Raw genomic sequence first — 25,979 nt, forward strand, 5'->3', positions numbered from 1 at the left:
ATGGACGGGTGTCCCGTTCCTCCTCTTCGCCCGCGCGCGTCCCGGTCGAGGAGCGTCTGTTCAGCCTAGTGCTCGCGCTGCTCGCGACCGAGAACGGCCTGACCAAGAGCGAGATCCTGTCGACCGTCCAGGGCTATCGCCAGCGCTATGAGCCGCACGGCGACAACAGCAGCCTGGAGCGGCAGTTCGAGCGCGACAAGGACGACATCCGCGAGCTCGGCGTCCCGCTGGAGACGGTGGAGGCCCCCGAGGCGTCCGGCAACAACCAGCTGCTCCGCTATCGCATTCCCAAAGGGGCATACGACCTCCCGGCCGACGTCAGCTTCTCGCCGGAGGAGCTGACGCTCCTCGGACTGGCCGCTGCCGTGTGGCGCGAGGGGTCGCTGTCGGGGGAGTCCCGGCGCGCGCTCATGAAACTGCGGTCGCTGGGCGTCGAGGCGGACGACCCAGTCGTCGGCTACGCGCCGCGGCTGCGCGTGCGCGAGAGCGCCTTCGAGCCGCTCAGCCAGGCGCTGGAACGGCACGCCATGGTCCAGTTCCCGTACCTCAAGCCGGGCGAGAGCGCCTCCCGCCAGCGCACGGTCGCGCCGCTGTCGCTCGTCCAGCACCAGGGCCGGTGGCATCTGCAGGGCATCGACCAGGATGCGAACGGCTCGCGGACCTTCCTGCTGTCGCGGATCGTCGGGCCGGTCAGGCTGACCTCCCGCGTGTTCGATCCGGAGCAGTACCGGGTCGACGGCGAGGCGTTCGCCGAGCGGGCGCTCCTGGAGCTCGAGCGCATCTGGGAGTCGAACGTCGCCGAGATCGAGGTGACGGCCGGCACGGATGCGGCCACCCGCCTCGGAAAGCGGTACGGCGACGCCGTCCCCGTCGGCGCCGAGGGGGAGCCCGTCCGGCTCACCGTGAACTTCTCCGACATCAACATCCTCGCCGACCAGCTGGCGTCGTTCGGGCCAGAGGTGCTCGTCCTCTCTCCGCCGGAGCTGCGCGAGCAGGTGCTGCAGCGGCTCCAGGCGACGGTCGCCGCGCACACGGCTCCGGCCGACGCCGCACAGGGACAGCAGGGGGAGGCGCACGATGGCTGAGCGCCGGAAGCCCATGCAGGCGCAGGACAAGCTGGCCTTCCTGCTCGCCCTCGTGCCCTACCTGATGGACCGCGATCGCGTGAGCGTCGCGGAGGCGGCCGAGCACTTCGGCGTCGATCAGGAGCAATTGCGCGACGCGGTCCGCCTGATCGCGGTCTCCGGCATCCCGGGCGAGACCAACGCGTACCAGCCGGGCGACCTCTTCGACATCGCCTGGGACGACTTCGAGGAGAACGACCAGATCGTCCTGACCCACCAGGTCGCGATCGACGACTCGCCGCGCTTCTCGGCGCGGGAGGCGGCCGCCCTCATCGCCGGGCTGCAGTATCTGACCGCCCTGCCGGAGAACGCCGACCGCGACGCCATCGGCTCGCTCATGGCGAAGCTCGCCCGCGGTGCATCAGCCGCGCCGAGCCAGCTGGCCGTCGCGCGGTCCGAGACCGACGAGACCCTCGCCACGATCCGGGATGCGGTGATCGCGGGCGTGCAGCTCGAGTTCGACTACCTCAGCTCGCGCGGAGAACGCGAACGGCGTCGCGTCGACCCGCTGCGCATCGAGTCCGTCGACCAGGACTGGTACCTGCGCGGCTGGGATCACCTGCGGACGGCCATCCGCACCTTCCGCCTCGATCGGATCGACGATCTGGTCGCGACGGAGGAGGCCATCACCTACCGGCCGGGCGACGTGAAGCTCCCCGAGACGCTGTTCACCGGGACGCCGGAGGACCAGCTGGTGACGGTGGAGGTGTCCGCCTCCGCCATCCCGCTGATCGAGGACTACATCCCCGAGGGCGCCGTGCGCGAGGAGCGCGACGGCATCATCCGCACGAGCGTCCGGGTCGCGCACTTCCACGGCCTCAAGCGGCTGGTCGCCGGGCTGTCGGGCGTTCTGACGGTCCTCGACCCGCCCGAGGCGCGCCAGGTCGTCGCCGGCTGGGCCCGTGCGGGCGTCGAACGCTACCTCTGACCGCCGGCCGAGGCGGGTAGGCTGAGGCCGTGCCCTGGTGGTCGTGGCTGGTGATCTGGATCGTGCTCGTGCTCGGTCTCCTCGGCATGCTCGCGTTCTTCGCCTGGTGGCTGTTCCGCAAGGTGGTCGCCGCCGGCCGCGAAGCCGCCGCCCTCCTGGAGAAGACGGAGGTGCTGTCGCGCCGCGCGGAGGAGCTCCACGAGACCTTCGCGCCGGCCGTGCTGGCGGACGCCGACGAGCTCCGTGCGGAGCGGCAGGAGCACCTCATCGAGCGCGCCTATGCCCGGCAAGCTCGCAGGGACGCCCGCGTCCGGCGCGGTAGACTACTCGTCAGTGTGGACCCGGAGACGGTGCCCGCTCGCTTCGCCCACCTTTTGAGAAGGACCTGATCTCATGTTCGCAGGACTGACCGGATGGCATCTGCTCATCATCCTCGCCGTGATCCTGCTGCTCTTCGGTGCGCCGAAGCTTCCGGCGCTCGCCAAGAGCATCGGCCAGTCGATGCGGATCTTCAAGGGCGAGGTCGACGAGCTGAAGAAGGACGGCAAGGACGGCAAGTCCGACCAGGCCGCCGACGGCACCCCGACGAACACGACCGCCCAGAACACGGCGGTCCAGAACACGGCTGCTCAGAGCACCCCGGCTCCGACGCCGGTCGACCCCTCGACCGAGTCGAACCCGAAGTCCTAGTCCGGTGGCCTCCACGAAGCGAGGCAAGAGCCGCGAAGGACGGATGACGCTCGCCGAGCACTTCATCGAGCTTCGCAAACGCCTCTTCCGTTCCGCTCTGGCGCTGGTCGGCGGTGCCGTCGTCGGCTGGTTCCTCAGCGGTTACGTGATGGATGCGCTCCGCGGTCCGATCACGGACATCGCGAAGCAGCAGGGCCGCGAGGCCATGCTCAACTACGACAGCATCACCGGCGCGTTCGACCTCAAGATGCAGGTCGCGATCACCATCGGTGCGATCATCTCCAGCCCGGTCTGGCTCTACCAGATCTGGGCGTTCTTCGTGCCGGCGATGACCCGTAAGGAGCTCCGCTACGGCTTCGGCTTCTTCTTCACCGCTGTCCCGCTCTTCATCGCGGGCGGCGTGACGGGCTGGCTGCTGGTCCCGCACATCGTGAGCCTGCTGACGAGCTTCGCGCCGGAGCCCGACTCCGCGATCATCCAGGCGAAGACCTACTTCGACTTCATCCTGAAGCTGGTGATCGCCGTGGGCATCGCGTTCGTGCTCCCGGTGTTCCTCGTGCTGCTGAATTTCGTCGGCGTGCTCAGCGCGAAGTCGATCATCGCCTCGTGGCGGTGGGCGCTCATCCTGATCGCGCTGTTCACCGCGATCGCGACGCCCGCGGCCGACGTGCTCTCGATGTTCTTGCTGGCCATCCCGATGGTCGCGCTGTACTTCGCGGCCTACGGCGTCGCGTGGCTGCACGACCGCCGTGCCGCGAAGCGGGAGCTGCGGCTCGAGGCCGAGCTCGCCGCCTGACGCACGGGCATAGGCTGGGGGAGTGACCGACCAGACGCTCTCACCGGCGGAGCGGTTCGCCGCCTCGCGCGACCGGGCCCGCCAGCCGCTGCTCGAGACCTTCCGCGAGGGCCTCCGGTTCGACCTCGACCCGTTCCAGCGCGAGGCGTGCGGGGCTCTGGAGCGCGGGCGCAGCGTTCTCGTCGCCGCCCCGACCGGCGCAGGCAAGACGATCGTGGCGGAGTTCGCCGTGTTCCTCGCCATGCGCGAGGCCAACGCCAAGGTCTTCTATACGACGCCGATGAAGGCGCTCTCGAACCAGAAGTTCCAGGAGTTCGTCGAGGCGTACGGTGCGGAGTCGGTCGGGCTCCTCACCGGCGACACCAACATCAACTCCCACGCCCGCATCGTTGTCATGACGACCGAGGTGCTCCGCAACATGCTCTACGCGGACTCCGACCTGCTCACCGACCTCGCCTACGTCGTGATGGACGAGGTGCACTACTTGGCCGACCGGTTCCGCGGCGCCGTCTGGGAGGAGGTCATCATCCACCTGCCGTCCGAGGTCCGGATGGTGTCGCTCAGCGCCACCGTCTCGAACGCGGAGGAGTTCGGCGACTGGCTGCAGGCGGTCCGCGGCGACACGGACGTCGTGGTGTCGGAGGAGCGTCCGGTGCCGCTGGAGCAGCACATCCTGATGCGGTCGAAGCTGATCGACCTGTTCGACTCGTCGGGGCTCGCCACCACGAACCGCGTCAACCCGGAGCTCGTGCAGATGGCGCGCTACGGCGGCCGGGTGCTCAGCAGCCGGCAGATGCGGGATGTCGGCCGGTACCACTCGAAGGGCGGCCGTCCCGACTCCTTCCGGATGAGCCGGTCGGAACTCGTCGCCTTGCTCGACGACCGCAACCTGCTGCCTGCGATCTTCTTCATCTTCAGCCGCAACGGCTGCGACCAGGCCGTGCGGCAGGTGCTCCGGGCCGGGGTGCGCCTGACCGAGAAGCACGAGCGCGACGAGATCCGCGAGATCGTCGAGGACCGGTGCCGGACGCTGCTCGACGAAGACCTCGCGGTCCTGGGGTACTGGGAGTGGCTGGAAGGGCTGGAGCGCGGCGTCGCCGCGCACCACGCTGGTCTTCTTCCCGCCTTCAAGGAGGTCGTCGAGGAGCTGTTCCGCCGGAAGCTCGTCAAGGTGGTGTTCGCGACCGAGACGCTGGCGCTCGGGATCAACATGCCCGCCCGGACGGTCGTGCTGGAGAAGCTGGAGAAGTTCAACGGCGAGGCCCGGGTGCCGATCACGCCGGGCGAGTACACGCAGCTGACCGGGCGCGCCGGCCGACGCGGAATCGACGTCGAGGGTCACTCCGTCATCCAGTGGGAGGACGGCCTCGATCCGCAGTCGGTCGCGTCCCTCGCCTCCCGCCGCAGCTATCCGCTGAACTCCAGCTTCCGCCCGACCTACAACATGGCCGTCAACCTCATCGACCAGTTCGGGCGGCCCCGCACCCGCGAGATCCTCGAGTCGTCGTTCGCCCAGTTCCAGGCCGACCGCGCGGTGGTCGACCTGGCGCGGAAGGCTCTGCAGCAAGAGCAGTCGCTCGCCGGCTACGAGGAGGCGATGACCTGCCACCTCGGAGACTTCCGCGAGTACTTCGCCATCCGGCGCGAGCTGACCGACCTGGAGCGCTCCGGCTCCCGCATCGAGTCGGCGTCGAACAGCGAGCGGGAGAAGCGGCAGAGGCAGCTGGCGGCGCTGCGCAAACGCATGAAGGACCACCCCTGCCACCGCTGCCCGGAACGTGAGGCGCACGCACGCTGGGCCGAGCGCTGGTGGAAGCTGAAGCGCGACACCGATCGGCTGCGGTCGCAGATCCAATCGCGCACCGGCGCCGTCGCGAAGGTCTTCGACCGGGTGTCCGAGGTGCTCCTCGAGCTCGGCTACCTGACCAAGGAGAACGGCGAGACCGAGCTGACGGTCCACGGCCGCACGCTCAAGCGCATCTACGGCGAGCGGGATCTGCTCGTCGCCGAGTGCCTGCGCAGGAACGCCTGGAAGGACCTCGACGCCCCCGGACTCGCGGCCATGGCCTGCGCTCTGGTCTTCGAGCCCCGGCGCGACGACGGCCTGGCCAATGACCGCACCCTGCCGCGCGGAGCGTTCCGCCCGGCGCTCGAGAAGACGACGACGCTGTGGAGCACCCTCGACGACCTGGAGCAGGACAACCGGCTCCCCGGCAGCGAACCTCCGTCGACCGCGCTGTCGCTGGCGATGTGGATGTGGTCCCGCGGCTCCGGGTTGGATGCGGTGCTCAGCGAGGCCGACATGGCGGCGGGCGACTTCGTCCGCTGGGCGAAGCAGACGATCGACCTCCTCGATCAGCTGTCGCTCGTGGCCCAGGGCAACGTCGGGCGGGTGGCCCGGCAGGCGCTGGAGTCCATCCGCCGCGGCATCGTGGCGTACTCGTCGGTCGCGTGACACGGCTCGCCGGCGGCCCCGTCGTCGGGGCCGCGCTTCCTGAGCAGACCCCACACGCGGATGCTTTAGGCTCTCCCTTCGTGCAGACCGTCCCGCGAGCCCCGTTCCCGCTCTGGCTCGCGGTGCTGCTCGCTGCGGCCGCCGGCCCGGTGCTCGATGCGGGCTTCCCGGACAAGGACTGGTGGCCGCTGACCTTCGTCGGCATCGCGATGGTGCTGCTCGCGCAACGTGGACGCCGCGCCGGGCCGGCCTTCCTGATCGGCTGGGTCGCGGGGGAGGCGTTCTACCTCGTCCACGTCTCCTGGACGGCGCTCTACCTGGGCCCGGTGCCCTGGGTCGCGCTCTCGACGCTCGAGGCGCTGTTCTGGGGCGTCGGCGGCATCCTGATCACGCTCGCGTACCGATGGGTGCCGCGGTCCTTCCCGACGCTGCTCGGGCGGCTCGGTCTGCTGCCGGTGATCGTGGGCGGCCTCTGGGTGCTGCGCGAGTACGTCACGGGAAACTGGCCGTACGGCGGCTTCTCCTGGGGGCGGGTGGCCGAGTCGCAGTCGCAGAGCCCGCTGGCTCCGATGGTGGCCTGGATCGGCATCTCCGGGGTGAGCTTCGTGATGGTGTGGCTGGTCGCCCTCCTGGTGGAGCTGCCCGGGGCTCTGGACGTACGTGCGGTGCAGCGCTGGCTGCTCGCCGGTGTGGCTGTCGCGCTCGTGTTCGCGATCCCCGCCTGGCCCGCGACGACCGACGGGACGACGCGGATCGCCGCCGTGCAGGGCAACGGCCCGGCGGGATACTTCGACGACGCTCCCGTCGGTGCGGTGTTCGCCTCCCAGGTGGCGGAGACGCTGCGCATCCCGTCGTCGCAGGTCTCCGGCGCGAACAAGGTCGACATGGTGGTCTGGCCGGAGGGGTCTGCGCTGCCCGACCCGACGCGCGACCCGGACAACGCGGCCATCCTGGATGCGCTCAGCCGGAAGTTCGGCGCCCCGTTCGTCGTCGGCACGATCACGTCGCGCGACGACCGCTTCTACAACACGTCGCTGCAGTGGGTGGCCGGGCACGGCGCCGTCGACTACTACGACAAGAAGCACCCGGTGCCGTTCGGCGAGTACGTCCCCGACCGCGCGTTCTGGCGTCCATTCGCCCCCGCTCTGATCGACCTGATCGGGCGTGACTACACCCCGGGGACGCGCGACAACGTCTTCGACGTCGGCGGCGTCCGGGCCGGGATCTCCATCTGCTTCGACATCGTCGACGACCAGCTGCTCACCGACATGATGAACGGGGGAGCGCAGGTGATCCTCGCCCAGACGAACAACGCGGACTTCGGCGAGACGGACGAGAACCAGCAGCAGCTCGCGATCGCCCGGCTGCGCGCGATCGAGGCGGGACGCTCGCTGGTGAACATCTCGACGGTCGGCAGCAGCCAGATCATCGGACCCGATGGACGAACGATCAGCTCGATCCCGCCGTTCAAACCGGGACACATGGTCGCGGACGTACCGCTCGGCACGACCACGACGCCGGCGACGCTGCTCAGCCGGGGGATCGAGTTCCTCGTCGCCGGCCTCGGTCTGTTCGGGCTGGCGGCCGCATTCACGGGGCGGCGCAGCCCGCTCCCGGCAACGAGAAGGCCGCTCCCACCGCGAAGGTGAGAACGGCCCGGTGTCCTGAGTCAGGTGGTGCTGACGGTCAGGCGGTGTGCTTGTGCTCGCTCGTTCCGCGACGCGAGCGCAGGTACTGCAGGCGCTCCTCGAGGAGTTCCTCGAGCTCGGCGCGGGTGCGGCGCTCCAGCAGCATGTCCCAGTGGCTGCGGGGCGTCTTGACGTCGGAGTGGTCGACCTCGACGGGGGTGTCGCCGATCAGCAGGCGAGCCTCCTGGCCGCAGTGCTTGCACTCCCAGGTCTCGGGGGCCTCGGCCTCGGCCGAGAAGACGACATCGGTCTCCTTGCCGCAGGTCGGGCACAGGTAGTTGTAACGGGAACGCGGAGAGTAGACGACGCCTTCTTCACTCTGTAGGCTCTGGGCGCCGATTCTCATGCCGCGCAAGCTTCGATCTGCCATTGTGTGGTCTCCTCTAGTGCGCGCGAATCCTCACTGTTATAAACGGTCAAGCTGGGGATTCTCTTTCCAGGGGAGCGTTTCTCCCAGTGGCCTCTCAGAGTCGCCGGGTTTCAGCGCCGCGACGCGACCACGGTCTTGAGGAGGTCGCAGCGGTCGGTGACGATGCCGTCGACCCCCAAGTCGAGCAGCCGTCGCATGTCGGCGGGGTCGTTCACCGTCCAGACGTGCACCTCGGCTCCGGCGGCATGGAACCGTTCGACCGTGCGCCGGGTGACGATCCGGACGGGTCCGCGACGCTCGGGGACCTGGACGGCGACGAAGCCGCGCAGGGCGCGCCGGACCAGGGGAGCGATGCCGAGCCGGGCGCCCACCAGCGCAGGGGCGAACTCGGGGACGGCGGGGGAGGAGGCCACTCCAGGAAGGGCGTCGGCGACGGCCCGCCTCCTCTCGGTCGAGAAACTGGTGATCAGCACGCGCTCCGTCGCCCGGGCGTCCCGGATCGCGGCGACGGCCGGCTCGGCGGCGCGCGCATCCTTCACGTCGATGTTGAACCGCGCGTGCGGGAAGGCGTCGAGCGCCTCGGCGAGCGAGCAGAAGCCCTGCCCGTGCCCGAGGTCGATGCGCCGCAGCTCCCGCATCGTCAGCTGGCCGACCGCGACGCTCCGCCCGGCGACCCGGGCGAGGTCCGGGTCGTGCGCGATGACGGCCTCGCCGTCCGCCGAGGCGTGGATATCGGTCTCGAGGTGCGTCGCGCCCGCCGAGAGCGCGCGCAGGAAGGCGAGGAGCGTGTTCTCGGGCGCATCGAGGGCCAGGCCGCGATGCGCGATGATGCGCGTCCCGGCCCCGTCGAGGAACGTCACGGCGCGGTCGGTGCCGCCGGCCCGGTCGGTGCGGCCGGGCCGGGCGCGCCGGCGGAATCCGTGCTTCCGGCCGCGTCCGGGCGCGGCGTCCCGGCTCCGGGCCCGAAGGCCTGGCCGATGCCCTTGAGGGCCTCTGTCAGCTCGCTCGGGATGATCCACAGCTTGTTCGCCGGGCCTTCCGCGAGCTTGGGCAGCGTCTGGAGGTACTGGTAGGCGAGCAGCAGGTTGTCCGGGTTGCCCTGGTGGATCGCCCCGAAGACCGTCGTGATCGCCTGCGCCTCGCCCTCGGCGCGGAGCACCGCCGCCTTGGCGTCACCCTCCGCCTTGAGGATCGCGGCCTGCCGCAGACCCTCCGCGTTGAGGATCTCGGACTGCTTCGTGCCCTCGGCCGTCAGGATGACAGCGCGGCGGTCACGTTCCGCGCGCATCTGCTTCTCCATGGAGTCCTGGATGGAGAGCGGCGGCTCGATCGCCTTGAGTTCCACGCGCGCCACCCGGATGCCCCACTTGCCGGTGGCCTCGTCGAGCACGACGCGCAGCTGTCCGTTGATGTTGTCGCGGCTGGTGAGCGCCTCCTCGAGGTTCAGGCCGCCGACGACGTTACGCAGTGTCGTGGTGGTCAGCTGCTCGACCGCGCCCAGGTAGTTGGCGATCTCATAGGTCGCGGCGCGCGCATCGTTCACCTGGAAGTAGACGACCGTGTCGATCGAGACCACCAGGTTGTCCTCGGTGATGACCGGCTGCGGCGGGAAGGAGACCACCTGCTCGCGCATGTCGATCAGCGGTCGCACCTTGTCGATGAACGGCACGACGACGTTGAGCCCCGGCATCAGCGTCTTGTGGTACCGGCCGAGCCGCTCGACCACGCCGGCCCGCGCCTGCGGGATGATGCGGATCGCACGGAACAGCGTGACCAGCACGAAGATCGCGATGATCAGGACGATGACGCTGACCACGATGGTCAGGACCAGCTGGCTCGGATCGTTCACGGGGTGATCCTCTCGGTGAGGCCGTCGCTGCCTGCGGAGACCGGTGCGGGGGCGACGACGGCGGTCGCACCCTCGATCGAGACCACGACCACATGCTCCCCGGGGACGAGCTCCTCCCGGCCATCGCCCGGGAGGGGCGCGCCGGCGAGCCGGGAAGTCCAGGTCTCGCCGATCTGCAGCTTCACCAGGCCGGTGGTGCGGGTGACGGTCGAGACGACGACGCCGCCCATCCCGATCAGGCGGTCGATGTTGCTCTTCGCCGGGTCGCCCCCGCGCTTCAGCGCGCGGAGGAGCGGTGGACGGATGAAGAAGATGAGCACGACGGAGAGGATCGCCGCGATGATCAGCTGCAGCCACCAGGGTGCTCCGGCGAGGCCGGAGACGAGGCCGCCGAAGCTGCCGACGGCGATCATCAGGAAGACGAAGTCGAGCGTCAGCATCTCGATGATCACGAAGATCAGGATGAGGACGAGCCAGACGATCCAGGCGAAGGACGTGATGTCCATGACGTCCCCCTTTCACTGCTTTCTCCGACCGTATCAGGTGCGGCCCACGCCGATTCCAACCCGCTTGGTAGTCTCAGGGTGCAGACATCGACGCCGAGGAGTTTTCGTGGCAAACCCCCTTTCACCTGGTTCGCTGACGGGCAAGCGCGCCCTCGTCACCGGCTCGTCGCGCGGGATCGGCGCGGACACCGCGCAGTACCTCGCCGAGGCGGGCGCGAGTGTCGTCATCAACTACCGCAACAAGGAGGCGCGGGCTCTGAAGCTCGTCGACTCGATCGTGGAGAGCGGCGGGACGGCCATCGCGGTCGGCGCCGACCTCACGGACCCCGAGTCCGTCGCGGCCATGTTCCGGACCGTCGCCGACGCCTGGGGCGGCCTCGACATCCTGGTGCTCAACGCCTCGGGCGGCATGGAGTCCGGCATGGCCGAGGACTACGCGATGCAGCTCAACCGCGACGCCCAGGTGAACACTCTCACCGCGGCCCTCCCGCTGCTCGGCGACGGCGCACGCGTCGTGTTCGTCACCAGCCACCAGGCGCACTTCATCCGGACGACGCCGACCATGCCCGAGTACGAGGCCGTCGCGCTGAGCAAGCGGGCGGGGGAGGACGCGCTGCGGGAGCTGCTGCCGTCGCTCACCGAGAAGGGCGTCGAGTTCGTCGTCGTCTCGGGCGACATGATCGAGGGCACCATCACGGCGACCCTCCTCAACCGCCTCAACCCGGGCGCCATCGACGCCCGCAAGGAGGCCGCCGGGCGCCTGTACAACGTCAGCGAGTTCGCGGCCGAGGTCGCCTCCGCCGTCGTCGATCCCATCCCGGCCGACCACACGCGCCTCGTCGGCGACGTGTCGAGCTTCACGCCGGTCGTCGAGTGAAGCCCGCCGATCTCGGTCTGCTGACCGGCGTCTCGACGCCGACCGTCCACCCCGGCGGCACGCGAGCCGTCGTGTCGGTGACCCGGCCATCGCTGGAAGCCGACGCCACCGTCGGGCAGCTGTGGAGCATCCCTCTCACCGGTCACGCCGCCCCGCGGCTGCTGACCCGCGGGTTCCGCGACACGGCTCCGCGGTTCTCGCCGGACGGGCGCCTGCTCGCGTTCCTGCGCGCAGCGCCGAAGAAGCCGGCGCAGCTGTACGTCGTGGACGCCGCGGGCGGAGAACCCGTCGCGGTCACCGACCGCACGCTCGGCGTCTCGGAGTTCGCCTGGTCGCCCGATGGCAGCACCATCGCCTTCGTGAGCCGCGTGCCCGAGCAGGGCCGGTACGGCACGGTCGACGGCATCGACCCGAACGGCGAGCCCGCTCGCCGCTTCGACACGCTGAAATATCAGGCGAACGGCCTCGGCTACATCACCGACCGGCGCGCCCACGTCTTCACCGTGCCGGTTCCGGACGTCTGGGCGGCGCCCGTCCCGTCTCCCGCACCGAACCCCGACGGCTCGACGGACCCCGCACCCGCGGTCGCGGAGCCGCGTCAGGTGACCGACGGCCCGTGGGACGACGGCGCGATCTCGTTCTCGCCCGACGGGCGGAGCATCGCCTTCGTCTCGGAACGGCACGCCAGCCGCGACCTCGACCTGCGGTCGAACGTCTTCGTCGTCCCGGCCGACGGGGGAGAGCCGCGCGACCTGACCGGCTCCCACGGCTCGTACAGCGTGATCGCGGCGCACTACGCTCCGGGCGGCGCGCTGTTCTTCACCGCTCAGGATGTCGGCCAGACCGGCCGTGACTTCGTCGCCAAGAACGCCGCCCTCTACGTGATCGACGCCGCGGGCGCGGCGCCGCGACGTCTGACCGACCCGGAGTCCGTCGACTTCACCGAGTCCGACATCGCACCGAGCGGAGACGACGCGGTGCTCGTCCTCGACCGCCGCCACGGGGCCCTGGTGCTGACCGAGGTGACGGCCGCGGGGGAGAGCCGCCGGCTGACCGACGATCACACGGTCGTGAGCGGCGTGGATGCGGCGGGCGACACCGTCGTCGTCGCGTTCGCCGACGCTCTGACCACGGGAGATGTCGCCGTGGTGGAGGCGGCCGGCCTGCGCCGGCTGACCGACTTCTCGGCGCCGCTCCGCTCAGCCGGCGTCATCGAGCCGCGTGAGCTGACGATCACCGGCCGCGACGGCTACCCCGTTCACGGCTGGGTGCTCGTCCCGGAGGGCGATGGGCCGCATCCCGTGCTCCTGACCATCCACGGCGGCCCGTTCGCCGCATACACGCACGCCTTGTTCGACGAGGCGCAGGTGTACGCCGCGGCGGGGTACTCGGTCGTCATGTCCAATCCGCGCGGCTCCGCCGGGTACGGGCAGGAGCACGGCCGGGTGATCCGCCAGCGGATGGGCACGGTCGACCTGACGGACGTCCTCGACTTCCTCGACGGCGCGATCGCCCAGGTGCCCGGCCTCGACGCCGAGCGCGTCGGGATCATGGGCGGCTCCTACGGCGGCTACCTGACGGCGTGGACCATCGCGCACGACCACCGCTTCGCCGCGGCGATCGTGGAGCGGGGATTCCTCGATCCGGAGGCGTTCGTCGGCACCAGCGACATCGGCAGCTTCTTCGGTGACGAGTACACCGGGACCGACCCGGAGCTGATGCGGTCGCAGAGCCCGCAGGCCCTGGTCGATCAGGTGCGGACGCCGACGCTCGTGCTGCACTCATCCCACGACCTGCGCTGCCCGCTGGGGCAGGCCGAGCGCTACTACGCGGCGCTCAAGCGCAGGGGAGTGGAGACGGAGCTCGTGGTCTTCCCGGGCGAAGACCACGAGCTGAGCCGCAGCGGCCGCCCGCGCCACCGCCGGGAGCGCTTCGAGATCATCCTCGACTGGTGGGCGGAGCACCTGCCGAGCCGCAGCAACCACCACTGACCACGTCGGCACGAATCGCACCCCGTTTCCGGGGCGCGATTCGTGCCGAATGTGCGTTCTGGGCGCGCCTTTCCGCACATTCGTGCCGAAACTAACGCGCTGGATCGTATACGATCAGGCGACGCGCGGAGTCGCGGCAGGGGAGTCGGTCTCCTTGAGCACCTCGCGGCCGAACGTGAACGCCCGCACGATCCCGATGACGCCGAGGACGATCAGCGAGAAGGCCGCGAAGAACAGCAGGAACACCGCGGACGACGCCGGCAGCACCAGCACGACGATCCCGGCGATGATGCTGAGGATGCCGAACGCGATGGCCCATCCGGACGACGCGGCGCGGCCGGCTTCGGCCAGCGCCATGACGCCGTCGATGATCCAGCCGACGCCGATGAACGCGATGGCGAAGATCACCAGTGTGACGGCCGCAGCGGTCACGTTCTTCAGGGCGACGATTCCCGCGAAGATGAGCAGGACTCCGAGAATGATGTTGAGCGCTCGGGAGCCGCCGCGCATCCCGCGGCTGAAGATGCCGATCCCGAGCCGCATGATGCCCGCGACCAGGAAATAGATCCCCAGGAAGATCGCCAGCACGGACAAAGTCTTCTCGGGCCAGAACAGCAGGACGATGCCGAGGATCAGTGCAACGGCGCCGCTGACGCCGAGCGCCGTGCGGATGGCGTTGATGGCAGAACGGGTCATCTGCCGGGCGTCCAGCGAGAATTCGTGCAGCAGCGGGTCGGTCGGATCTGTAGCGCTCATCGCGTCATCCCTTCGAGAGAGGCGGCCGTTCTCCTGGCCGTTCGCTGCTGACACTAGCGCGCCGCATGGGCGGTGTCAGGAGTACGGATGCGCCGTGTCGCTTCGGATATCGTTGCGCTGATAATGCACATTATGTCAGGTAGAGGACGACGGAGTGCTCGCTCAGCCCTGCGCACCGCCACTGCCGCCCACGGCGCGTTCGATGACATCCACGACGTCCTGCGGGTTCGTCTGCATGACCAGGTGCGGCGCTTTCAATTCGGTGACGTCGGCGATGCCGGCCCGGGTGTAGCCGAAGCGTTCGACGTCCGGGTTGATGGTGTGGTCATCAGCCGAGACGATCCCCCACGCCGGCTTGGTCTTCCATGCGGCCGCGGACGCCTCTTCGGCGAACACGGATGCCGCCAGCGGTCGCTGGGACACAGCGAGGACCTCGCTGACACGCGGGTCGAGGCCCGCGGCGAAGATGTGCGGGAACGCGTCGATCTTCACGGAGACGTCGGAGCCGTCCTCCTGGCCTGGAATGGGGAACGGCGTGAAGACGAGGTTCGCGATGAGCTCCGAATCGGGGAATCCTCCCTGCAGCTTCGAGATCGTCTCTCCGGTATCGAGGGCGTAGCCGGATACGTAGACGAGCCCGACGACGTTGGCCGCCTCACCGGCGATCGTGATGACCGCTCCCCCGTACGAGTGGCCCGCGAGGAGGACGGGTCCGTCGATGTGCTCGACGAGAGCCCGCAAGGATGCGGCGTCGGCAGCGAGGCTGCGCATGTACAAAGGTGGTGCGATCACGGTGTGGCCTCGATCGAGCAGAAGGCGGGTGACGGGCGCCCAGCTGGCGGCGTCGGCGAACGCTCCGTGGACGAGGACGATCGTTGGTGACGGCATGACATTCTCCTATTCGCTCTGTCGTTGGTCAGCAGGTTGGCCTGCGATTGGCGGCAGGCTAGCCTGCGCTAATCCTGGGCGGCAAGCGAATTCTCTCTGAATCGTCCGTCTCCGAATGGGCGACGCGGATCTCGATCCGCACGGACACGACTGGCCTTGCACCCTGGGGTAGCCAGACCTGGTCCGTTGTGAAGCCTGTGATCGGGCAGGCGCTTCCGGGCACAAACCTCACCGCCATGGCGTCCGGAAACGTGCTCACAACCAACGGGTACTGCTCTTCCGGCAACCCGACCGACGTGATCCGGTTCTGAGCGTAAGGTTAGTTCGTGGTCAAGCCGATCCTCGAACTCGATGCAGCGGAAATTGCCGCCATCGCCCGAGTCGAGGCACAGAGGTCCTTCGCTGGAGATGGGTACCAGCACTGGGACGTGTTCCTCTACTCCTTGGCTCACGACCGGCCGCTCGCACACGAGTCTCCTGCACTGAGTGAAGAACCAGGAGAACTCACTGGCTACATCGATCACTACCTGGCGCGCGTGGGGTTGCGCCGAAGCACTGAACTCGACGGACAACGGGAGACGCTGTCCGCTCGGGTTGAGCAGGTCTAGCCCTCGACGCCCAAGAGTGAGGCCGGGTGGTTTTCGCCGGGCCTCACTCGCGTGCGGCGGGCAGGCCGCCGAGTCGGATGCGCTTGCGTCTCCACGACCTGCGACAGGCATAGCAGGAACGCGAATGGGCCGCGCACGGTGAAGCGCTCAGGCGACACGTTCGCTTCTACTTGGATGGAACGAACCCGTGGCCGCTCTGGGAGCACGCGGGCGAAGTTTTCACGCCCATCACTGAAGACCTAGGTCCCAGGTCGCGCTCGCAGACCCGCGTCGGTGCACGCCGCACCTCACGCATCATCGGAAACGAGCAGCCGAGGCGACAGGTGCCGCCGCACTTCTCCCCTGGTCACCGCGTCACGCGGACCACGGCTCCGTCGCGTGCGCGAGCCACACCTGCTGCGGGTCGAGCGAGCGGATGAGGAGCTGACCTTCGGTCTCCGGGGCGTCGAGCTCGCCGAACCAGACGGCCGTGTCGCCGGCGATGACGATGGGGCGCTCCCCCGTCTCCACGACGACGATCTGCGAGCCGCGGGTGTGCCCGGGTGCCGGGACGAGCCGGATGCCGGGCAGCAGTTCCCATTCGCCGTCGACCGGCGCGTACGCGACGCCGGGCGCATCCACCCACTCCGGGATCGTGTAGTCGTCCTGGGTGCGGGCATCCTCGAGTTCCGTGCGCTGCACATGGATCGGGCGGCCCGGGAAGAGGTGGTTGCCGCCGCAGTGGTCGAAATGCAGGTGCGTGTTGACGACCGCGCTGATGCTGTCGAGGTCGACGGCCGAGTTCTCGCTCAACGGCTCCAGCTGCGGGTCCATGTCGGCGACGGCGGGGTGCAGGGCGGTCAGCCCGGTGTCGACCAGGATGCGGCCGTCCGGGTGGTCGATGAGGTGGACGAACACCGGAAGCCGCTCGTCCTCCCCCACCAGAAGGCTGGCGACGCGGACCGGAGTGACGGTGACGGACGGTGTCATGCGGTCACAGTACCGTGATCGGGCACAAAAAAGCCGAGGAATATCACCTCGCAATTCCAGAATATATCACGCCAGGGGGCTTGCCGCAAGAGACCCCCTGTCGGGCAGAATGCAGTCTCGCAACCGATACCCACGGGACGGCAGGCACAGTGCGACGAGCACCGTCGTCGTCCCGGTGACGCTCCCCTCTCCCGTTTCCCTCGATTGGACCGCGATGACCCGTGCCCTCCCGACCCCCTTCTGCCTCGACGCACATCCGGCCAAGGCCGCACCCGAGCTGATCGCCGACGACGTGCGCCGGTTCGCCCGGATCGAGGCGCGCCTGGCAGCCGAACGCGAGGAGGTCGGCGGGCGCCTCGCCGAGCTGCTGGCGACACCCGGCGGCAACGGGCAGGAGGCCAACGAGCGCGAGGTGGAGATCGTCCGGCTGAACCGGCGGTCACGGTTGCTGCGCCGGTTCGGGGCCGACCTCTGTATCGGGCGGGTGCTGACCGGCACGGGAACGATCTACATCGGTCGCGTGGGCTTGGCGGACGCCGACGGCGAGCGGCTGCTGGTCGACTGGCGCACCCCGGCGGCCGAGCCGTTCTTCGGTGCCACGCTCGCGCAACCGATGGGGCTGACCTCCCGGCGCCGCTATCGCTGGAGCGACCGGTGTGTGACGGACTACTGGGATGAGACGTTCACGGAGTCCGACGCCTCCTCCCCCGCGGCGCTCGACGACCAGTCCGCCTTCATCGCCAGCCTCGGTGCGAGTCGCACGCCCCGGATGCGGGATGTACTGGGCACCATCCAAGCGGACCAGGATGCGATCATCCGCGCCGACGGGCAGGGCGTCCTCGTGGTCGACGGCGGGCCGGGCACGGGAAAAACGGTGGTCGCGCTGCACCGCGCCGCCTATCTCCTCTACTCCGAGCCGCGGCTGCAGAGCGGGCACGGGGGCGTGCTGTTCGTCGGCCCGTCGCACGCCTACACGGACTATGTCGCCGACATCCTGCCGGGCCTCGGCGAGGAGGGCGTGCGAACCTGCACGCTCACCGACCTCGTGCCGGAGGGGGCACAAGCCGTGCCGGAGCCGGACCGCCGCGTCGCGCTGCTCAAGGGCGACCGCCGGATGCCCGGGGCCGTCGAGGCCGCGATCAGGCTCGCCGAGCGCCCGCCATCGCGTCCGACCGTGCTCGACACTCCGTGGGGCGAGCTCCGCATCGGTCAGAGGGAGTGGGCCGAGGCGCTCGGCGCGGCCGACCCGGCCGCGCCGCACAACGACGCTCGGGCGGAGATCTGGGAGGCACTGCTCGACATCCTCGTCGACATCGTCTCGAACCGGAACGGCGAGGACGACACCGGGCGTCCCGGCCGGTGGAGCGGCGAACGCTGGGGCGACGCTGGATGGGGCGATGCGGGATGGGACGACGCGGCAACCGCCGCCCGGGAAGACGACGCCCTGCGCTGGGGGTTCGACGACGAGGAGGAGTTCGACGCCTACGGACAGGCCGGCGGACGGACGAACGCCGACGCGATCCGTCGCGCGCTGACCGACGACACTGACCTCCCTGCGGTGTTCGACACGGTGTGGCCGCTCCTCGACCCGGCTGCGATCGTCCGGAGGCTGTGGAACTCCCACGCCCTGCTGCTGCGCTGCGCGCCGTGGCTGACCACCGACCAGGCCGCACTGCTCCAGAGATCGCCGGCCGACCCGTGGACGGTGTCCGACCTCCCGCTGCTCGATGCGGCCGTGCAACGCGCGGGTGATCCCGAGCGGGATCGCCGCCGCCGCGCGGACGCAGCGCGGGCGGCCGCCGACCGTGCGGTGATGGACGATGTCATCCACGACCTCATCGCGACCGACGACTCCGACCTCAAGACGATGTCCATGCTGCGCAGTCAGGACCTCCGCAGTGCGCTGGACACGAACAACGGCCCGGCCGCGTCATCGACGGAGCTCCTCGCCGGCCCGTTCGCGCACATCATCGTGGACGAGGCGCAGGAGCTGACGCCGGCGGAGTGGGCGATGGTCACCCGGCGCGTTCCTTCGCACAGCATCACGGTCGTCGGCGATCGTGCGCAGGCACGGCACGGTTTCCCGGAAAGCTGGACCGAGCGCCTCGCCGAGGTCGGGCTGCCAGGTGCGACGGTGGCGACGCTGTCCGTCAACTACCGGACACCGGTCGCCGTCATGGAGCACGCCGCACCGGTGATCCGCGCCGTGCTGCCCGACGCCAACGTCCCCACATCGGTCCGCGACAACGGCATCCCCGTGCGGCATGAGCCGGCGACCGACCGCGACCGCATCCTCCGGGAGTGGCTCGATGCCCACGCGGAGGGCACCGCCTGCGTCATCGGGGACGACGCCTACGCGGGGATGCCGCGTGTCCGATCGCTCAGCGCCGTCGAGGCGAAGGGGCTCGAATTCGACCTCGTGCTCCTCGTGGAATCCGGTCAACGTCATCGCGGCATCCCGCGCGATCGCGCGACGGACATCGAGTCGGCGGTCGACCGCTACGTGGCCATGACGCGGACGACCGGCGAACTCGTCATCCTGGATCCGTCCGACCGCTGACTTCCCGCCCCGCTCCCCCGCTGCGATACTTCGGACGACCATCCGGCCGGCCGCCGTGCCGGCCCGGATCAGGAAGGCGGCCGAATGAACGGTGATCAGCTCTCGTTGCTCGGCGGCATCCTGATCCTCGCCGACCTCGCCATCCGCATCGCGGCCCTCATCATCGTGCCGCGCGACCGGAAGCCGACGGCTGCGATGGCGTGGCTGCTGGCGATCTTCCTCATCCCGTTCATCGGCATCCTGCTGTTCCTGCTCATCGGCAATCCTCGTCTGCCGAAGAAGCGGCGAGAGAAGCAGGATGAGCTGAACCGCATCATCACGGACCGCGCTCAGGGAATCGAGCTCGTCGACGGGCGCGGCTCCTGGCCGGACTGGTTCGCGTCGCTCGTGCGGCAGAACCGCGCGCTCGGCGCCCTTCCGGCGGTGGGCGGCAACGCGGCGACGCTGATCGGCGACTACCGCGCGTCGATCGACGCGATGACCGCGGATATCGAGAGGGCCGCACATTTCGTCCACGTCGAGTTCTTCATCGTGTCGTGGGATGCGACGACGAAGCCGTTCTTCGCGGCGATGGAACGCGCGGTGCAGCGCGGGGTGACGGTCCGCCTCCTCGCCGACTACGTCGCCTCCCGCCGGGCCGTCGACAGCGACAAGACGTTCGCCGAGCTCGACCGGATCGGCGTGACGTGGAGCTGGATGCTCCCGGTCCGCCCGTTCTCCGGCGAATACCAGCGGCCCGATCTGCGCAACCACCGCAAGCTCGTGGTCGTCGACGGCCTCGTCGCCCACATGGGGTCGCAGAACCTCATCGACCGCAGCTACAACACCCCCAAGAACCTGAAGCGCGGTCTGCAGTGGCAGGAGCTGATGACACGGGTCACCGGGCCGGTCGTCGCCGAGACGAACGCCGTGTTCCTCTCCGACTGGTACCTCGAGACCGGCGAGCTGCTCGGCGCGGATGCGCAGGTGAGGGCCGTTGATGTGCCTGCCGACCCCTCCCCCGACGCGCTCGTCTGCCAGGTGGTCCCGAGCGGACCGGGATACGGCGAGGAGAACAACCTGCGCCAATTCCTGACGCTGGTCACGTCGGCACAGCGGAAGGTCATCATCACGAGCCCCTACTTCGTGCCCGACGAGGCGATGATGTATGCCATTACGACGGCGTGCCAGCGCGGGCTGGAGGTGCAGCTCTTCGTCTCCGAGGTCGGCGACCAGGGCGCTGTGTGGCACGCACAACGGTCGTACTACGAGCCGCTGCTGCGCGCGGGTGTGCAGATCTGGCTGTACCCGGCGCCGTACATCCTGCACTCGAAGCACCTCTCGATCGACGACGACGTCGCCGTGATCGGGTCGAGCAACATGGACATCCGTTCGTTCGCGCTGAACTCGGAGGTGACGCTGCTCGTGTACGGCCGGTCGTTCGTCGAGCAGATGCGGGCTGTCGAGCAGGGCTACCGCGACGCCGGCAGGCAGCTGACGCTCGAGGAGTGGAAGCGGGAGCCGAGGTCGGCCACCTTCCTGGACGGGGTCGCCCGGCTCACCTCCGCGCTGCAGTAGGTGCGACCTCCGCGGGGTGCCCGCCTGCGTCCGCGCTATGAACGACTGGTGGCGCTCTCAGGCGAGGACCGGGGTCTCGCAGCCGCGTCATCGACTCGCGTCGTAGCGTCGCATCCGAGAGGAGGCGGCCGATGATCGCCCTGTCGCACGATCCGTCGGGTGGACGGCTGCTGGCGTCCCTCCGCGCGCTGCGCGAGCCTCCCGTCCTCCGGGCGCCGGTCGTCGCGCGGGAGCTGCGGACACCGCGACTGCTGCTCCGCCCGTATCGGCTGACGGACGTCGCCGACTGGATGCGCATCGAAGCGGACGCGAGGATCCGGTGCGGACTCGGCTGGCCGCTCCGCACGGAAAGGGAAGCGCTCCGGCACCTCCGGGATCGCACGCGCCATGTGTCGCTCTCGGTGCCCGGCGACCTCCTCGTGCTCGCGGTCGAACGCGATGGCCACGTCATCGGCGACGTCTCCCTGCATCTGCGGACGACCGCGGCGGAGACGCGGACGGCGGAGATCGGCTGGCTTCAGCTGACCAGCGCGTGTGGCCACGGCTACGCAACGGAGGCGGCGAGGGCGATGCTCGGACTCGCCTTCCGTGAGCTGCGAGCCGCGATCGTGACGGCTGTGATCGACCGCACGAACGAGACGTCCGCCGCCCTCGCGGCGCGCCTCGGCTTCGTTGCCGCGCACGAGACCGGGCGGAGGGTGACCGTCGTCCTGACGGCGGTGAGCGCCGGAATTCCCGAGGTGCCGACCGCTCGACTCCGCCAGGGGACGTAGCGCCCGGCGAGTCGGCGGATCGCCGTACTGCTCAGTCGCCGGCGGGCGTGAGCTTCTGCGCGAGCATCAGCAGGATGCCGCTCGGGCCGCGCAGGTAGGTGAGCTTGTAGATGTCCTCGTACGTGGCGACGCCGCGGAGCGGGTGGTAGCCGTGCCGCGCGGCGATCGCCAGGGACTCGTCGATGTCGTCGACGGAGAACGCGACGCGGTGCATCCCGATCTCATTCGGGAGCGTCGGACGGGTCGCGATCGCATCCGGGTGCAGGTACTCGAAGAACTCCAGACGGCCGTGGCCGTCCGGGGTCTGCAGAACCGCGATCTTGGCGTGGTTGCCGTCGAGGCCGACGGCCGTGTCCGCCCACTCCCCGCTCACCGTGTCGCGGCCGAGCACGGTCAGGCCGAGGTCGGTGAAGAAGGCGATCGCCGCTTCGATGTCGTCCACGGCGATGCCGACGTTGTCCAGGGCGATGGGCATGGGGTCTCCTCGGGAGGTCGATCGATGGGATGCGGATGTCGCGCCATGGTACCGGGGTGCGGATGGAGATACGGGCGGGTGGGCAGCGAGGTCAGGTCGAGAGCCGGGCCAGCTGGCGGGTCAGGTAGGCGCGCTCGGCCGAGTTCTCGGTGAGCGCCCGTGCGGCTTCGTACGCGGCGCGCGCATCCCCCTCCCGTCCCAGCCGCACGAGCAGGCTCGCCCGCGCCGCGTGGAACGGGTGGTAGCCCGACAGCAGCGGATCGAGTGCGTCCACGAGGGCCAGACCGGCGGCGGGACCGTCCCTCTCCCCGACGGCGACCGCGCGGTTCAGCCCGACGATGGGCGACGGGTCCAGCACGGCCAGCTGGTCGTACAGCGCGACGACCTGCGACCAGTCCGGCGCCTCGCCGTCGGTGTGCACGGCGTTGATCGCGGCGAGAAGCTGGTACCGGCCGGGCGCCTGACCGGAGGCCAGCCGCTCGCGCACCAGCGCGTGGCCCTCGGCGATCAGCGACGCATCCCATGTGCCGCGGTCCTGCTCCCCCAGCGGCACGAGCTCCCCGGTCGAGGAGACGCGGGCATCGCTGCGCGCCTCGATCAGCAGCATCAGTGCCAGCATGCCGGTCGCCTCGCCGTCGTCGGGCAGCAGCTCGTGGACGAGGCGGGCGAGCCGGATCGCCTCCCGCGTGAGCTCCCGCCGCACGGGGGCGGTGTCGGGACCCGAGGCGAGGTATCCCTCGTTGAAGATGAGGAACAGCACCGTGAGCACCCCGGCCACGCGCCGCGGCAGATCCTCCGCCGTCGGCAGGCGATACGGGATGTTCGCCGCCGCGATCTTCGCCTTGGCCCGGGTGATGCGCGCGCCCATCGTCGTGTCCTGGACGAGGAACGCCCGGGCGATCTCCGGCACGCTGAGGCCGCCGACCATGCGCAACGTGAGCGCGACGCGCGCCTCCGGGGCCAGAGCCGGATGACAGCACGTGAAGATCAGCCGTAGCCGGTCGTCGTCGACCGGGCCGACGGGCTCCGGCCGGGTGTCGTGCACGAGGTGCGCCTCCCTGTGACGGGCGTCGCGGGTGCTCTCGCGGCGGATGCGATCGATCGCCTTGCGCGTGGCGGTGGTGGTGAGCCAGGCGCCGGGATTCGGGGGGATGCCGTCCGCCGGCCACCGCTCGGCGGCGGTCGCGTAGGCCTCCGCGGCCGAATCCTCGGCGAGGTCGAGGCTGCCGAACCGTTTCGCGAGGGTGGCGACAACCCGCGCCCACTCGTCGCGGTGGGCCCGGGTGAGGGCGTCGTGCGCGGTGGTCACACGACGAGAAGGGGTCGCACCTCGAGCCGGCGGTTGCAGGCCCTCGAGCCCTCCGCCATCAGCGCGAGGGCGACATCCAGGTCGGGTGCTTCGATGAGCCAGAAGCCGGCCGCCCACTCCTTCGCCTCGACGAACGGGCCGTCGGTGAAGACCGGTTCGTCGCCGCGGCCGTCGATGACGGTCGAGACGGACGGATCGGCGAGTCCACCGGCGAACACCCAGTGGCCGCCCGCGCGCAGCGTGTCGTTGAAGGCGTCGATGGCGACCGCCTCCTCCTCTGTGCCCGAATTGCTTCGGCTGTCGATGACGTTCACGAGATACTGCATGCGCCTATCCTCTCCCTGCTGTGTTCCGCCCATCCTGGTGCGGGCGGTGTCACCCCTGCGACGAACGTGCGCGGCGTGTTTCGACAGCGCGTTGCCTCACAGCGGCGCAGTTCTTCCGGCTAGCTGCGGTGCCCCCGCATCCCCCACACTGTGGAGCAACGGCGCGTGGCACCCTCCGTCCGACGACGCGCCGGGAAGGCGGGAGATCCATGGGACCGGTGATCGGCGACGTCATCCCCCTCGCGCTTGGTGTGGCGATCAGCCCCATCCCGATCATCGCGGCGATCCTCATGCTGCTCTCCCCCAGAGCGCGGGGAACGAGCGTCGGCTTCCTCGTCGGCTGGGTGGTCGGCATCGTCGTCGCGGTCGTCGTGTTCACCCTCCTCTCCGCGGTGCTCCCCCGCGGCGACGGGGACCAATCCAAGCCGATCGCGGGAACGATCACGATCGTCCTCGGCCTGCTGCTGCTCGTGCTCGCGGTCCGGCAGTGGCGCTCCCGGCCCGCGCCCGGCGCCGATCCGGCACTGCCGAAGTGGATGGCGGCCATCGACACGCTGACGGCCGGCCGTGCGCTCTGGCTGGGGTTCCTGCTCTCCGCCCTCAACCCGAAGAACCTCCTGATGGGAGCGGCCGCGGGCGTCGCCATCGGGTCGGATGCGGACACGACGGCCGAGTCCGTCGTCGCCGTGATCGTGTACACCGTGATCGCGGCATCCACCGTTGCGGTCCCGGTCATCGCCTACCTGGCCGCCTCGGCGCGGATGGCCCGGCCGCTCGACGCCCTCCGCACGTGGTTGCTCCACAACAACGCCACCATCATGGCGGTGCTGCTCCTGGTGATCGGCGTCGTGCTGATCGGCAAGGGGCTCGGACGGTTCTGACCTCCGCGGCTCGGCACCGCCCGTTCATCAGTGCGGCAGGACCTTAGACGGCTGACCCGCCGGCCTCCACAGCCAGCGGAGCGCATCGGGCAGCAGGACTCCCCCGTGATTCGCGCTGTGGCCGCCGTCGCCCACGACCAGGCGCATGTCGTATCCCGCCTCGGCGAGGGCGGCCGCGACGCGCAGGTTCTCGGCGAACCAGTTGCCGGTCCGCTCGTTCCAGCCGAGATCGCGGTGCGCGGCCTGCAGCAGGATGCGCAGCGGCCGCGGCGGCTCGCTTGCGAGCAGGGCGGGATACGGATTGCCGCCGGGCATCTGCGCGAAGCTGGCGTTGAAGGCGATCACCCGGCCGAACCGGTCCGGCCGCGACCAGGCCGCCGTGAACGCTGCGTTTCCACCCGAGCTCCCGCCGCAGATGCCCCGGTCGGCGGCGCGCTCGGACAGCAGGTGATGCTCTCCCACCGCCGGGAGGACCTCCTCCGCCAGGAAGTCGGCGTAGCGGGCGTCGAAGGCGTCGTACTCCCGGTTGCGGTTCTTCTCGCCGTCCTCCCTGATCCCGGGGTCGACGAAGACCCCGATCAGAGGTGGGATCGCTCCCTCATGGACGAGGTTGTCCAGGACGACGCCGCCGCGCACATCACCGTCCGGGTCCAGATACCACCAGCCGTCGTTGAACACCATGACGCGAGCGGGGGCATCCGGGTCGACCGCCTGCGGGACATGGACCCAGATGCTGCGGCGGGTGCCGGGGAAGCTGCTCGCACCCTGCAGCTCGAGACGAGTCGTGGCCCCCGCAGGGACGTCGTCCCGGCGTGACGAGTCCGGACCGGGGAGGTAGCGGACGTCACCCTGGTCGACGGGAAGCGAGCGGTACGGAACGTCCGTCGTCACGGCTGACCGCCTCCCCGGCGTTGCGCCGTCGCATCGGACGGAATCCAGCCCGCGGCGCGGAGAACGTCGATCGCGACCTCCTCCGGCGTCCGTCCCGTCGTGTCGATGCGCACGACGCTCGCGGGGGCGTCCGCCTCCAGCCGGACCGCGGCGGTCGCGCTGCGCGCGAGGTGCGCATTGAGGGATGCGCCGCGCTCGCGCTGCGTCAACCTCACCCTGACCGCCTCGTCACTCCCCTGCAGGAGAACCGCAGCGACCTCCGCGTCCTCCCCGAGCGCAGCGTGCAGCTGCGGGATGGTGACCGGCGCCGCGGTGTTCGTGTACACGACCCTGCGGTATCCCAGCGCCCGGTAGTTGGACCACATGGCGGCGAGGTTGCGCTCGGCGAGCTCCGCCTCCGGATAGGTGGTCCACGGCGCCGGATGCGCCAGATCGAGGTTGTCGCCCTCGATGATCGCGTGTGCGACGTCGGCAGCGGACAGGAGGTCGTGAATGGCCAGAGCGACGGTCGACTTCCCGACGCCGGAGCGGCCGCCGATCAGCAGCGCGGACGTCGTCATCGGCTGAGCCACCGCATCCCGCCACCCAGCGCCGGGGCGGTCGTGGTCTCCGGTTCGAGCGCAGCGGTGGTCGGCACCCTGGGAATCTACCCCAGCCGCTGGCCCTGGCGCGCATCCACCCGCCCAACTGCTGTCCAGCCGTGAGCGCCCGC

The 25,979-nt window shown here is 69.9% G+C and carries 26 protein-coding genes; 14 read left to right on the plus strand and 12 right to left on the minus strand.

The annotated features are described in order from the left end of the window. The first annotated feature begins 8 nt into the window (after window positions 1-8). The 7 genes from BLW09_RS07990 to lnt all read left to right on the plus strand — a co-directional run bounded on the left by BLW09_RS07990 (window position 9) and on the right by lnt (window position 7,642). Window positions 9-1,085 (plus strand): helix-turn-helix transcriptional regulator, encoded by a 1,077-nt coding sequence (locus BLW09_RS07990; RefSeq protein WP_089910821.1) that lies wholly within the window; start codon window positions 9-11, stop codon window positions 1,083-1,085. Beyond that, window positions 1,078-2,052 (plus strand): helix-turn-helix transcriptional regulator, encoded by a 975-nt coding sequence (locus BLW09_RS07995; protein ID WP_089910825.1) that lies wholly within the window; start codon window positions 1,078-1,080, stop codon window positions 2,050-2,052. The genes BLW09_RS07990 and BLW09_RS07995 overlap by 8 nt, the downstream gene beginning before the upstream one ends. Before the next feature lie 29 nt (window positions 2,053-2,081). After that, window positions 2,082-2,441 (plus strand): hypothetical protein, encoded by a 360-nt coding sequence (locus BLW09_RS08000; RefSeq protein WP_089910828.1) that lies wholly within the window; start codon window positions 2,082-2,084, stop codon window positions 2,439-2,441. A 4-nt stretch (window positions 2,442-2,445) separates the two neighbouring features. Beyond that, window positions 2,446-2,742, plus strand: a complete 297-nt coding sequence (tatA, locus tag BLW09_RS08005; protein ID WP_089910830.1) for a Sec-independent protein translocase subunit TatA — start codon at window positions 2,446-2,448, stop codon at window positions 2,740-2,742. Window positions 2,743-2,785: 43 nt separating this feature from the next. Continuing rightward, window positions 2,786-3,538, plus strand: coding sequence for a twin-arginine translocase subunit TatC (gene tatC, locus BLW09_RS08010; RefSeq protein ID WP_089910833.1), 753 nt, complete (start codon window positions 2,786-2,788; stop codon window positions 3,536-3,538). Between the two features lie 22 nt (window positions 3,539-3,560). Beyond that, window positions 3,561-5,993 (plus strand): DEAD/DEAH box helicase, encoded by a 2,433-nt coding sequence (locus BLW09_RS08015; protein ID WP_089910836.1) that lies wholly within the window; start codon window positions 3,561-3,563, stop codon window positions 5,991-5,993. An 80-nt stretch (window positions 5,994-6,073) separates the two neighbouring features. Next, window positions 6,074-7,642, plus strand: a complete 1,569-nt coding sequence (lnt, locus tag BLW09_RS08020; RefSeq protein WP_089910839.1) for an apolipoprotein N-acyltransferase — start codon at window positions 6,074-6,076, stop codon at window positions 7,640-7,642. Between the two features lie 37 nt (window positions 7,643-7,679). Here the strand turns inward: lnt and BLW09_RS08025 are convergent, their stop codons facing one another. The 4 genes from BLW09_RS08025 to BLW09_RS08040 form a co-directional block, all read right to left on the minus strand. Continuing rightward, on the minus strand, window positions 7,680-8,051 hold the full coding sequence (locus tag BLW09_RS08025; protein ID WP_089910842.1) for an RNA polymerase-binding protein RbpA: 372 nt from the start codon (window positions 8,049-8,051) through the stop codon (window positions 7,680-7,682). Window positions 8,052-8,161: 110 nt separating this feature from the next. Then, a complete protein-coding gene (locus BLW09_RS08030) occupies window positions 8,162-8,911 on the minus strand; it encodes a glycerophosphodiester phosphodiesterase family protein (RefSeq protein WP_089910845.1) in 750 nt (249 codons plus the stop codon). After that, window positions 8,908-9,900: an SPFH domain-containing protein gene (locus BLW09_RS08035; protein ID WP_089910848.1), complete on the minus strand. Its 993-nt coding sequence runs from the start codon at window positions 9,898-9,900 to the stop codon at window positions 8,908-8,910. Before BLW09_RS08035 ends, BLW09_RS08030 begins: the two co-directional genes overlap by 4 nt. Then, on the minus strand, window positions 9,897-10,406 hold the full coding sequence (locus tag BLW09_RS08040) for an NfeD family protein (protein WP_089910851.1): 510 nt from the start codon (window positions 10,404-10,406) through the stop codon (window positions 9,897-9,899). The genes BLW09_RS08035 and BLW09_RS08040 overlap by 4 nt, the downstream gene beginning before the upstream one ends. Window positions 10,407-10,512: 106 nt before the next feature. Here BLW09_RS08040 and BLW09_RS08045 point away from each other — a divergent pair, with 106 nt between their 5' ends. Beyond that, window positions 10,513-11,283: an SDR family oxidoreductase gene (locus tag BLW09_RS08045; RefSeq protein WP_089910853.1), complete on the plus strand. Its 771-nt coding sequence runs from the start codon at window positions 10,513-10,515 to the stop codon at window positions 11,281-11,283. Next, window positions 11,280-13,274 (plus strand): S9 family peptidase, encoded by a 1,995-nt coding sequence (locus BLW09_RS08050; RefSeq protein ID WP_089910856.1) that lies wholly within the window; start codon window positions 11,280-11,282, stop codon window positions 13,272-13,274. The genes BLW09_RS08045 and BLW09_RS08050 overlap by 4 nt, the downstream gene beginning before the upstream one ends. Window positions 13,275-13,388: 114 nt before the next feature. Here the strand turns inward: BLW09_RS08050 and BLW09_RS08055 are convergent, their stop codons facing one another. Continuing rightward, entirely contained in the window at window positions 13,389-14,030 is a 642-nt protein-coding gene (locus BLW09_RS08055; RefSeq protein WP_089910859.1) for an HdeD family acid-resistance protein, read from the minus strand. A 162-nt stretch (window positions 14,031-14,192) separates the two neighbouring features. Further along, window positions 14,193-14,918, minus strand: coding sequence for an alpha/beta fold hydrolase (locus BLW09_RS08060; protein ID WP_089910862.1), 726 nt, complete (start codon window positions 14,916-14,918; stop codon window positions 14,193-14,195). Between the two features lie 326 nt (window positions 14,919-15,244). On the opposite strand from BLW09_RS08060, the gene BLW09_RS18905 reads away from it, so the two are divergent. Continuing rightward, window positions 15,245-15,526, plus strand: a complete 282-nt coding sequence (locus BLW09_RS18905) for a hypothetical protein (protein WP_157696919.1) — start codon at window positions 15,245-15,247, stop codon at window positions 15,524-15,526. A 354-nt stretch (window positions 15,527-15,880) separates the two neighbouring features. On the opposite strand, the gene BLW09_RS08065 is transcribed toward BLW09_RS18905, so the two are convergent. Further along, on the minus strand, window positions 15,881-16,495 hold the full coding sequence (locus BLW09_RS08065; protein WP_089910863.1) for an N-acyl homoserine lactonase family protein: 615 nt from the start codon (window positions 16,493-16,495) through the stop codon (window positions 15,881-15,883). A gap of 214 nt (window positions 16,496-16,709) precedes the next feature. Between BLW09_RS08065 and BLW09_RS08070 the strand changes: the two genes are divergently transcribed. The 3 genes from BLW09_RS08070 to BLW09_RS08080 all read left to right on the plus strand — a co-directional run bounded on the left by BLW09_RS08070 (window position 16,710) and on the right by BLW09_RS08080 (window position 21,385). Continuing rightward, on the plus strand, window positions 16,710-19,055 hold the full coding sequence (locus BLW09_RS08070; protein ID WP_089910866.1) for a HelD family protein: 2,346 nt from the start codon (window positions 16,710-16,712) through the stop codon (window positions 19,053-19,055). Window positions 19,056-19,139: 84 nt separating this feature from the next. Next, complete coding sequence (cls, locus tag BLW09_RS08075; protein WP_089910867.1) at window positions 19,140-20,612, plus strand: cardiolipin synthase; 1,473 nt, start codon at window positions 19,140-19,142, stop codon at window positions 20,610-20,612. A gap of 131 nt (window positions 20,613-20,743) precedes the next feature. Beyond that, on the plus strand, window positions 20,744-21,385 hold the full coding sequence (locus BLW09_RS08080; protein ID WP_089910871.1) for a GNAT family N-acetyltransferase: 642 nt from the start codon (window positions 20,744-20,746) through the stop codon (window positions 21,383-21,385). Between the two features lie 31 nt (window positions 21,386-21,416). Here the strand turns inward: BLW09_RS08080 and BLW09_RS08085 are convergent, their stop codons facing one another. From BLW09_RS08085 to BLW09_RS08095, 3 genes are all read right to left on the minus strand, one after another. Next, a complete protein-coding gene (locus BLW09_RS08085) occupies window positions 21,417-21,860 on the minus strand; it encodes a VOC family protein (RefSeq protein ID WP_089910874.1) in 444 nt (147 codons plus the stop codon). 91 nt (window positions 21,861-21,951) lie between these two features. Then, the gene (locus BLW09_RS08090) at window positions 21,952-23,169 is read right to left on the minus strand and encodes an RNA polymerase sigma factor (protein WP_172824186.1); all 1,218 of its coding nucleotides are present in this window, start codon (window positions 23,167-23,169) and stop codon (window positions 21,952-21,954) included. After that, entirely contained in the window at window positions 23,166-23,495 is a 330-nt protein-coding gene (locus tag BLW09_RS08095) for a YciI family protein (RefSeq protein ID WP_089910877.1), read from the minus strand. The genes BLW09_RS08090 and BLW09_RS08095 overlap by 4 nt, the downstream gene beginning before the upstream one ends. 209 nt (window positions 23,496-23,704) lie before the next feature. Here BLW09_RS08095 and BLW09_RS08100 point away from each other — a divergent pair, with 209 nt between their 5' ends. Beyond that, window positions 23,705-24,376, plus strand: a complete 672-nt coding sequence (locus BLW09_RS08100) for a GAP family protein (RefSeq protein ID WP_089910880.1) — start codon at window positions 23,705-23,707, stop codon at window positions 24,374-24,376. A gap of 27 nt (window positions 24,377-24,403) precedes the next feature. Here BLW09_RS08100 and BLW09_RS08105 read toward each other — a convergent pair whose 3' ends face one another. Further along, a complete protein-coding gene (locus BLW09_RS08105) occupies window positions 24,404-25,267 on the minus strand; it encodes an alpha/beta hydrolase (RefSeq protein WP_089910883.1) in 864 nt (287 codons plus the stop codon). Further along, window positions 25,264-25,827: an ATPase gene (locus BLW09_RS08110; protein WP_089910886.1), complete on the minus strand. Its 564-nt coding sequence runs from the start codon at window positions 25,825-25,827 to the stop codon at window positions 25,264-25,266. Before BLW09_RS08110 ends, BLW09_RS08105 begins: the two co-directional genes overlap by 4 nt. Window positions 25,828-25,979 lie beyond the last annotated feature (152 nt).

It is taken from the genome of Leifsonia sp. 21MFCrub1.1, from assembly GCF_900107895.1.
In the GTDB taxonomy this organism is placed as follows: Bacteria; Actinomycetota; Actinomycetes; order Actinomycetales; family Microbacteriaceae; genus Leifsonia; species Leifsonia soli.